Here is a 9,110-nt window from a genome sequence, read left to right as displayed (position 1 = left end):
GGCGCTCGCCGTCAGGCGCTCGCCGTCAGTCCGCCACGAAGGTGTGGGCCGCCTTGTCGTGCCAGCACTGGTGCCACGGGCGGTCGAACAGGCACCACAGGACGCCCACGACGCCGAAGCCGAGCAGCCCGGGAACGCTGTAGACGAGCCAGCGGCGCAGGGCCGCGCCGAAGGCCGGGGGCTCGTGGCCCTCGATGTCCCGCACCTGCAGACCGAGCAGCTTCTTGCCCAGCGTGCGGCCCCAACGGGCGGTGGGCAGCACCTCGTAGAGGACACCGAAGCCGAGCAGGACGGCGAGCACGATCCCGAGGTACACCGACGTCGTGCCGTCGAGCAGCCAGACCGTGACGGTCCGGCCGGACAGCTTGGCCGCGTCGATCTTCTCGTCGACGTGGTCGATCGCCCTGGTGCCGAGCGGGACGGCCGCGGCGGAGGTGACCGCCGCGAGGACCAGGGTGTCGACGAACCGGGCGGCGAACCGCTTGCCGAGCCCCGCGGGCCGGGCCGCCGCCCGACGCCGGGCGGCCGCCTGGAACACGTCCTCGACCGGCGGCTTCCACGGCGCCACGGGCCCGCCGTCCTGCGCGCCCGCCAACTGGTGCACCTGCTGCGCCCAGGAGGGCTGCCCGCCGCCCGCCCCGCCGCCCATCGGCGTCATCGACAGGCCACCCGCGGCGGCAGCGGCGGGGGCGGGCGTGCCGAGCGGTGCGGCCTGCGGGGGGACACCGGCGGCCGCGGGGGCCTCCGCCGAGGTCCGTCCGGGCGCCTGCCCGGACACCTGCCCTGGGGTCTGGGCGGCCGCCGCACGGGCCGCCGCGGCCTTCCCCGCCCCGAAACCGGGCCGTGGGCCGGCGGCGCCGGACGCGGGGGCCCCGACGGGCCCCTGCGGGCCCGCCCCGGGCCCGCCGTCCTGCTGCGCCGTGCCCGGCGGAACGGGACGGAAGGTCATGGTGCCGTCGTCGCCGCCGGGGCCGGAGGCCTCACCCGAGGCCTCCGGCCCCGGCGTCGCCGCGGGTCCGGCCGTCGGCCGACGCAGGACGAACGAGTCGTCGACGGCGCGCTCGGCGGGGTCCGCGGCCGCGGGAGGCGTCGCCGTGCCGTCCGTACCCGCCGGACGGCCGCCGGACGCGCGGACCCGGGGGTCGGCGGCCTGCGGGGTGCCCCAGGAGACCCGACGGTCCTTGTCCGCGCCGAAGCCGGACTGCCGTGAGGGGTCGGCGCCCCAGGCCGACGCGGGCTCGGGACGGCTGCCGTGCTGGGCTTCGGCCGGGGTGACCGGACGCGGCTGCGGGTCCTCGTCGAAGAAGTGCGGGCCGGTCTCCTCGACCGGCGCGGGCGCGGACGGCTGCGGGGCGGCGGCCGGCGGGACGAGCGGCGCTCCGTCGGACGGGGCCGGACGACTGGTGCCCGGTACCCAGGAGGCACCGTTCCAGTACCGGACATAGCCAGGAATGGACGGGTCCGGGTAGTACCCCTCGCGGGGCCTGTCGTCACCGGATGCCGGGGTTGGGGCGCTCATGTCCGTCGTCCCGTATCTGCTCGGAGGTCAAATGAGGGCCTCCACATCTATCAGACGAGCGCAATCCGCACCGCCACTCCCGCCCGACCCACCCCTTTCCGGGCAACCTCGTGCATCTGCTTCACACGCTCGGAAGGAAGACCGGAGAAAAGTTCCGCGAACCCGCGTAATGGTTGCCTCCCGCGCTTCTCTCACCCGGGCGGGCCCATCCCGGCGGCCCCGCACGAGAGAGGAACGCAACGCCATGAAGGAGACCGTGATCGAGCGCGAGCTGGAGCTCACGCTCATCCTGTCGCCGGAGCACAGCATCCCCGTCCCGGCCCGGCTCACCTACCGCACGGCCGATCCGTACGCCGTCCACATCGGCTTCCACGTCCACTCCGAGCACCCCGTGCACTGGACCTTCGCCCGTGAGCTGCTGGTGGAGGGGGTGTTCCGGCCGTGCGGACACGGGGACGTACGGGTGTGGCCGACGAAGGTCGAAGGCCGGGGCGTGGTGCTGATCGCACTCAGCGCGCCGGAGGGCGACGCGCTGCTGGAGGCCCCGACGGCGCAGGTGTCGGCCTGGCTGGAGCGCACGCTGCGGCTGGTGCCGCCGGGGACGGAGGGCGAGCGGCTCGGGCTGGACGACGGCCTGACCGAACTGCTCGCCCCGACGCCCGCGGACGAGCTGTGGCTGCGCGACCCGTGGCCGTCGGACGAGTCCCAGGACGGTGAGTGAGGCGCGGGGTCCCGGTACGGGAGGTGCGGCGCGGGATCCCTGTGCGGGGGGGGTGAAGCGCGGGTCCCGGCGGACGGTGCGCCGCCGGGCCGGTCAGAACAGCTTGCCCGGGTTCAGGATGCCCAGCGGGTCGAAGACCTGCTTGACCGCCCGCTGCATCTCCAGTCCCACCGGCCCCAGTTCACGCGCCAGCCACTCCTTCTTCAGCACACCCACGCCGTGCTCCCCGGTGATCGTGCCGCCGAGCTCCAGGCCGAGCGCCATGATCTCGTCGAAGGACTCGCGGGCCCGCGCGGACTCGTCGGGGTCCTGGGCGTCGAAGCAGACCGTCGGGTGGGTGTTGCCGTCGCCCGCGTGCGCGCAGACGCCGATGGTCAGCCGGTACTTCTCGGCGATCCGCTCGACCCCCTCCAGCATCTCGCCGAGCCGCGAGCGCGGCACGCACACGTCGTCGATCATCGTCGTGCCCTTGACCGCCTCCAGCGCGACGAGCGACATCCGGCGGGCCTGGAGCAGCAGTTCGGACTCGGCGGCGTCGTCGGCCGGCACGACCTGGGTGGCACCGGCCGCCTCGCACAGGGCGGCGACGGCCGCGAGGTCGACGGCCGGGTCGGGTGTGTCGAAGGCGGCCAGGAGCAGCGCCTCGGTGGTCTCCGGCAGGCCCATGTGGGCGAGGTCGTTGACGGCCTTCACCGTCGTACGGTCCATGAGTTCGAGGAGGGACGGCACATGCCCGCCGGCCATGATCCGGCAGACCGCGTCGCAGGCGGCGGCAGCGGACGCGAACTCGGCGGCCAGCACCAGCTGGGCAGGCGGCTTGGGCCGGAGCGCCAGCACGGCCCGTACGACGATGCCGAGCGAGCCCTCGGAGCCGACGAACAGCCGGGTCAGGTCGTACCCGGCGACGCCCTTGGCGGTGCGGCGGCCGGTGGACATCAGTCGGCCGTCGGCCAGCACCACGTCCAGACCGAGGACGTACTCGGCGGTGACCCCGTACTTCACGCAGCACAGGCCGCCGGAGGCGGTGCCGATGTTGCCGCCGATCGTGCAGGTCTCCCAACTGGAGGGGTCGGGCGGGTAGTACAGCCCGTGCTCGTCGACCGCCCGGGACAGGACGGCGTTGACGACGCCCGGTTCGACGACGGCGATCCGGTCGACCGGGCTGATCTCCAGGATCCGGTCCATCCTGGTCAGGGACAGCGCGATGCAGCCCTCGGAGGTGTTGGCGCCGCCGGACAGACCGGTGCGGGCGCCCTGCGGGACGACCGGGACGCGCAGTTCGGTGGCGACCCGCATGACGTGCTGGACCTGTTCGACCGTACGCGGGAGCACGACCGCGGCCGGGGCGCCGGCCGGGCAGAAGCTGGCCATGTCGTTGGCGTACGAGGCGGTGACGTCGGGGTCGGTGAGGACCGCGTCGGCGGGCAGGCCGTCCCGGAGACGGTCGAGGAGGTTTCCGTACGGGTTTGCGGTCGCTTCGTCACGAGGCGCTTCGATACGGCTCATGATCAAAGGTTCGCACTCGCGGCCATCGGTGTGAACCCCGTCCGCGGCTCCCTTCGGCTGCCGCGCTGCGGTCGTCGCGCTCCCGCACAGTGAGCGCCATGGACGGACAACCACCGACTTCCGTGACCTCGTCCCGACGGCAGGCTTCCACCGGGCGTGTCGTCCGGCGGCTGCTGCTCGTCGCGGCCCTGGTGTGCATCACGCTGGGCGCGACGCTGTTGCTGCTGCCGACGACGGCGGCGCGGCGGCCGGCCGTGGTGCACCCCGCTCCGGCGCACGGGGCTCCGGCGTCCGGGGCGCTGGCGCTGGCCGCGGTCAGGGGCGGGGTGCCGGCGGCGCTGCCCGACCTTCGGGCGCTGATCGGGCAGCGCGAGACGTATCTGCGGGTCCACCCGAAGGACGGCGCCTCGTGGGCGGTGCTCGGGGCCGCCTATGCGGAGCAGGGACGGCGGACGGCACAGGCCGCCTACTATGCGCGGGCCGAGCAGGCGCTGCGCACCTCGCTGAGCACGCTGCCCAGGAACAACGCGGAGGCGCTGGACGGGCTTGCGGCGCTGGCGAACGCGCGCCGTGACTTCCCGGCCGCGCGCAAGTGGGGGGAGACCGCGCTGAAGCAGGCGCCGAAGCGGTGGACGACGTATCCGCTGCTGATCGACGCGTACACCGGGCTCGGCGACTACAAGAAGGCCCGCAGCACCCTCGACAAGCTGATGGCACTGCACAAGGGGCCGGCCACGCTGGCCCAGGCCGCCACGGTCTACCGGGACCGGGGGTGGCGCGAGGACGCGGCGGCCACGGTCGCCGACGCGGCGGCGGGCGCGCGGACCCCGGCGGAGCAGGCGGCGTACCAGGAGCAGGCCGGGCGGCTGGCGTGGGAGCGCGGGGACACGACGGAGGCGCTGCGGCACTTCGGGGAGGCGGTGCGGCTGGACCCCGACCAGTGGGCCGCGCGGGCCGGGCAGGGGCGGGTGCTGGCGGCGCTGGGCCGGACGGCGGAGGCGGTGGCCGCCTACCGGGCGGCGCTGGCCGGGCAGCCGCTGCCGCAGTACGCGCTGGAGCTGGGCGAGCTCTACGAGTCGGTGGGCCTCGCGGACAAGGCGCGGGAGCAGTACGACGTGCTGCGGGCCCGGGTCGGCGCCGCGACCGCGGGCGGGGCGGACGAGGAGCTGGTGCTCGGGCTGTTCGAGGCGGACCACGGCGATGCGGAGTCAGCGGTGCGGCGGTTGCGCGCCGAGTGGAAGCGGCAGCCGGGTATCGCGGTGGCCGACGCGCTGGGGTGGGCGCTGCACCGGGCCGGGGAGGACGAGGAGGCGCTGAAGTTCGCCAAGACCGCGACGGACAAGGTGCACGGGGGCGGGGTGCGCAGCGCGCTGTACGCGTATCACCGGGGGGTGATCGAACAGCACCTGGAACGGCTGGGTTCCGCGCGCCGGGATCTCCAGGACGCGCTGCGGATCAATCCGGCCTTCTCGCTGCTGGGGGCGCCGGCCGCGCGGGCGGCACTGGCGAAGCTGGGCGAACCGGACGCCAGTCTGCCGCCGGACGTGAAGGGGCCGGAGAGCGCGAGGTAGGGGGCGGTCGGGCGAGGCGAGCGCTACGGACGGGGGCGGCGGAGCCGTACGGGCCGACCGGGTGCCGGTCGGCCCGTACTCGCATGCGGTCGCGGCGGGCGGTTACAGGTTGCCGCGCTTCTCCTGCTCGCGCTCGATCGCCTCGAACAGGGCCTTGAAGTTGCCCTTGCCGAAGCCCATCGAGCCGTGCCGCTCGATCATCTCGAAGAAGACGGTCGGACGGTCCTGGACCGGCTTGGTGAAGATCTGGAGCAGGTAGCCGTCCTCGTCGCGGTCGGCGAGGATCTTCAGCTCGCGCAGGGTCTCCACGGGGACCCGGGTGTCGCCGACCCACTCGCCGAGGGTGTCGTAGTAGGAGTCGGGGGTGTCCAGGAACTCCACGCCGGCCGCGCGCATCGTCCGTACGGTGCGCACGATGTCGTTGGTGTTGAGCGCGATGTGCTGGACGCCGGCGCCGCCGTAGAACTCGAGGTACTCGTCGATCTGGGACTTCTTCTTGGCGACGGCGGGCTCGTTGATCGGGAACTTGACCTTGAGCGTGCCGTCGGCGACGACCTTCGACATCAGCGCGCTGTACTCGGTCGCGATGTCGTCGCCCACGAACTCCTTCATGTTCGTGAAGCCCATGACCTTGTTGTAGAAGCCGACCCACTCGTTCATCCGGCCGAGCTCGACGTTGCCGACGCAGTGGTCGACGGCCTGGAAGGTGCGCTGGGCGGGCGGCTCGACGATCGGTCCCGCGGTCACGAACCCGGGCAGGTACGGGCCGTCGTAGCCGGAGCGGTCCACGAGCGTGTGGCGGGTCTCGCCGTACGTCGCGATCGCGGCCAGGACCACCGTGCCGTTCTCGTCCTTGAGCTCGTAGGGCTCGGCGACCGAGCGGGCGCCCTGCTCGATCGCGTAGGCGTACGCGCGGCGGGCGTCCGGGACCTCGATGGCGAGGTCGACGACGCCGTCGCCGTGCTCGGCCACGTGCTGGGCCAGGAACTGGCCCCAGGCGGTGGTGGGCTTGATCACGGAGGTGAAGACGAAGCGGGCCGAGCCGTTCTCCAGCACGTAGCTCGCGGTCTCGCGGTTGCCGTTCTCCGGTCCGGAGTAGGCCACCCGGCGCATGCCGAAGGCGCTGGAGTAGTAGTGCGCGGCCTGCTTGGCGTTGCCCACGGCGAAGACGACCGCGTCCATTCCCTTGACCGGGAAGGGATCGTCCTGCCGGGCGGTCGTGTCGGGAGTGTGGTCTGTGGTCTGCGTCATGGCGGCAGCCTGGACCGGCCCTGCAAGGTGCGCAACAGTTCGCGTATTCATTGGGCAATCTGTGCAGCAGAATACCCGTGACGGCGGACTTTCTGTACATGATGACCATCGCGGAGGCGCGGGCATGGCGATCGATCGACTGGACGGCCGGATCATCGTGCTGCTGGCCCGCGAGCCGCGTATCGGGGTGCTGGAGATGTCCCGGCGGCTGGGGGTCGCGCGCGGGACCGTGCAGGCGCGGCTGGACCGGCTCCAGTCGAACGGGGTCATCCGCGGGTTCGGGCCCCAGGTCGACCCGGCGGCCCTCGGCTACCCCGTCACCGCGTTCGCCACCCTCCAGATCCGGCAGGGGCAGGGGGCGGACGTACGGGCCCATCTGGCGACCGTGCCGGAGATGCTGGAGCTGCACACGACCACCGGCGGCGGGGACATGCTGTGCCGGCTGGTGGCCCGCTCCAACGCCGACCTCCAGCGCGTCATCGACCTGGTCGTCGGCTTCGACGGGATCGTCCGGGCCTCGACCGCGATCGTGATGGAGAACGCCGTTCCGCTGCGGATCATCCCGCTGGTGGAACAGGCGGCGGAGGACCGGGAACCGGCCTGACCGGCGGGTCACGGGCCACCCCTGACGGCACGTCGGCACATCGGCACGTCGGCACGTCGGCACGTCGGCACCACGAGATACGGAGAAGCAAGTTGCAAAGAAATCCTTGCAACGGATTCTTTGCAGCGCTATCTTTGTAGGTATGACGGAGCACGAGGAACGGAAGCGGCGTCAGCTCGACGCCCGTTCGCTGCGGGGGCTCGCGCACCCGCTCCGGATGCAGCTGCTGGAGGCCCTGCGGCAGCGCGGCCCGGCGACCGCCTCCCTACTGGCCGAGCGGTTCGGCGAGTCGAGCGGCTCGACCAGCTACCACCTGCGTCAGCTCGCCGCCCACGGCTTCGTCGAGGACGCGCCGCAGCAGGGCAAGGGACGGGAGCGCTGGTGGCAGGCGGTGGACCAGGGGCTCGTCCTCGACACCACCGACTTCGACGACGCCGACCCCGGGACACGGGGAGTGGCGGAGGCGTTCCTGCACGAGATGGCGAACATGCACGCCCACGAGCTGTCCTCCTGGCTCGTCACCCGGGGCGACTGGTCCAAGGAGTGGTCCGACGGCTCCGACATGAGCGACGCGACCCTGCGCCTGACACCCGCACTGTCCGCCGAACTCATCGCCAAGATGCACGAACTGATCGACAATTACCGGCAGTTGGGCCGCGAAACGGACGGCCGGGACGCCGAGACGGTACGGATCCACACGCACCTCTTCCCCATCCGCACGGACTGAGAGGAACACCGAGATGCACCTCGAAAGCCAGCTCGCCGCGCACCACGCCACCGACCTCCGCGACCGGGCCGAGAGCCACCGCCTGGCCACCGGGGCCCGGCGCCCGGGCGAACTCCGTACCCGACTGGGCTGGACCCTCGTCGAGGTCGGGCTGCGCCTGACCACCCCGCCCAGGCCCGCGTTCGCGCACTGAGACCGACGAGGGCGCGTGCGCGACGCTGCCGGACAGGCCCTAGCAGCTCGGGACCGAGCCCTTCCCCTTCTCCAGCGCCACCAGTGCGCCGACCGCGCCCTTCAGCGTGGTCACCGGAACCAGCCGCAGTCCCGCGGGCAGTTGGGACCCGGCTTCGGAACACTCGTCCTTCGGCACCAGGAACACCGTCGCCCCGTCCCGCCGCGCGGCCTGCGTCTTCAGACCCACTCCGCCGACCGCGCCGACCTTGCCGTCGGCGGTGATCGTCCCGGTGCCGGCCACGGTCCGGCCGCCCGTGAGGTCGCCGCCGCTGCCGTCGCCGTCGAGCTTGTCGACGATCCCCAGGGAGAACAGCAGACCCGCGCTGGGGCCGCCGACGTCGGCGAGCTTCAGCTTGACCTTCACGTTCTTGTCGTCCAGATGGAGATAGCCCAGTGCCGCCTCGGTCGCCGCGTCCTGGGACTCCTTCATCTGCTCGGTGTTGTGCTGCTCGATCTCCTTGGTGTTCCCGCCGCCCGGGTAGACCGCGTCGCGCGGCATGATCGCCCGGTCCTTGGCGAACCAGCCGTCGATCACCTCGCTCAGCGAGACGTCCGTGTCCGGACCCGTCGCCTCGATGGTCGTCATCCGCAGCTGTCCGTTCGTGCCACGGACCGGCGCACCGGAGATGGTGATCACCGGGGCGCCCTGGTGCTTGCCGAGGACGTCGGCCGTCATACCGGGCTGCGCGATCGAGAACGGCAGCGGTGCGAAGGCCGCCGTGGCGAGCAGGGCCACGACGGGCACGGCGCAGACGGTGAGAGCCTGGAGGCGTGTGAGGCGAGAGAGCACAGGATCAATCTAACGCGGCGCCGCCGACGGACCGGGGGCCGGTGGTTCCCGGCCCTCCCGGACTTAGAGCTCCGAACAAAAGTGGGGCCCGACGGGCGGCGCCCGGCACGCGCTCCCCCAGAGGGGGGACCCCCAGCGGCGTTGCCGAAAGGCCCTGGTAGCTCCGCTACAAGGACCTTCCGGCGCC

Annotated in this window: 9 protein-coding genes; 5 read left to right on the top strand and 4 right to left on the bottom strand. The window is 72.8% G+C overall.

Annotation, left to right across the window (positions count from 1 at the left end; genetic code table 11):
• Window positions 1-25 precede the first annotated feature (25 nt).
• The gene (locus tag ACWC24_RS00045) at window positions 26-1,519 is read right to left on the bottom strand and encodes an RDD family protein (RefSeq protein ID WP_450660545.1); all 1,494 of its coding nucleotides are present in this window, start codon (window positions 1,517-1,519) and stop codon (window positions 26-28) included.
• Between the two features lie 244 nt (window positions 1,520-1,763).
• On the opposite strand from ACWC24_RS00045, the gene ACWC24_RS00040 reads away from it, so the two are divergent.
• A complete protein-coding gene (locus tag ACWC24_RS00040; protein ID WP_450660544.1) occupies window positions 1,764-2,240 on the top strand; it encodes an SsgA family sporulation/cell division regulator in 477 nt (158 codons plus the stop codon).
• Between the two features lie 93 nt (window positions 2,241-2,333).
• Here the strand turns inward: ACWC24_RS00040 and ACWC24_RS00035 are convergent, their stop codons facing one another.
• Window positions 2,334-3,752: an FAD-binding oxidoreductase gene (locus tag ACWC24_RS00035; protein ID WP_450660543.1), complete on the bottom strand. Its 1,419-nt coding sequence runs from the start codon at window positions 3,750-3,752 to the stop codon at window positions 2,334-2,336.
• A gap of 92 nt (window positions 3,753-3,844) precedes the next feature.
• Here ACWC24_RS00035 and ACWC24_RS00030 point away from each other — a divergent pair, with 92 nt between their 5' ends.
• Entirely contained in the window at window positions 3,845-5,317 is a 1,473-nt protein-coding gene (locus tag ACWC24_RS00030) for a tetratricopeptide repeat protein (protein ID WP_450660542.1), read from the top strand.
• A gap of 102 nt (window positions 5,318-5,419) precedes the next feature.
• Here the strand turns inward: ACWC24_RS00030 and hppD are convergent, their stop codons facing one another.
• The gene (gene hppD / locus ACWC24_RS00025; RefSeq protein ID WP_450660541.1) at window positions 5,420-6,568 is read right to left on the bottom strand and encodes a 4-hydroxyphenylpyruvate dioxygenase; all 1,149 of its coding nucleotides are present in this window, start codon (window positions 6,566-6,568) and stop codon (window positions 5,420-5,422) included.
• A gap of 124 nt (window positions 6,569-6,692) precedes the next feature.
• On the opposite strand from hppD, the gene ACWC24_RS00020 reads away from it, so the two are divergent.
• The 3 genes from ACWC24_RS00020 (at window position 6,693) to ACWC24_RS00010 (ending at window position 8,092) form a co-directional block, all read left to right on the top strand.
• Window positions 6,693-7,172, top strand: a complete 480-nt coding sequence (locus ACWC24_RS00020) for an Lrp/AsnC family transcriptional regulator (RefSeq protein ID WP_450660540.1) — start codon at window positions 6,693-6,695, stop codon at window positions 7,170-7,172.
• Window positions 7,173-7,314: 142 nt separating this feature from the next.
• Complete coding sequence (locus ACWC24_RS00015; protein WP_450660539.1) at window positions 7,315-7,899, top strand: helix-turn-helix domain-containing protein; 585 nt, start codon at window positions 7,315-7,317, stop codon at window positions 7,897-7,899.
• A 13-nt stretch (window positions 7,900-7,912) separates the two neighbouring features.
• On the top strand, window positions 7,913-8,092 hold the full coding sequence (locus tag ACWC24_RS00010; protein ID WP_450660538.1) for a hypothetical protein: 180 nt from the start codon (window positions 7,913-7,915) through the stop codon (window positions 8,090-8,092).
• A gap of 39 nt (window positions 8,093-8,131) precedes the next feature.
• On the opposite strand, the gene ACWC24_RS00005 is transcribed toward ACWC24_RS00010, so the two are convergent.
• Window positions 8,132-8,923: a S16 family serine protease gene (locus ACWC24_RS00005; protein WP_450660537.1), complete on the bottom strand. Its 792-nt coding sequence runs from the start codon at window positions 8,921-8,923 to the stop codon at window positions 8,132-8,134.
• Window positions 8,924-9,110: the final 187 nt, after the last annotated feature.

It is taken from the genome of Streptomyces sp. NPDC001443, assembly GCF_053597355.1.
This window is presented reverse-complemented; position numbering and strand designations above follow the sequence as displayed.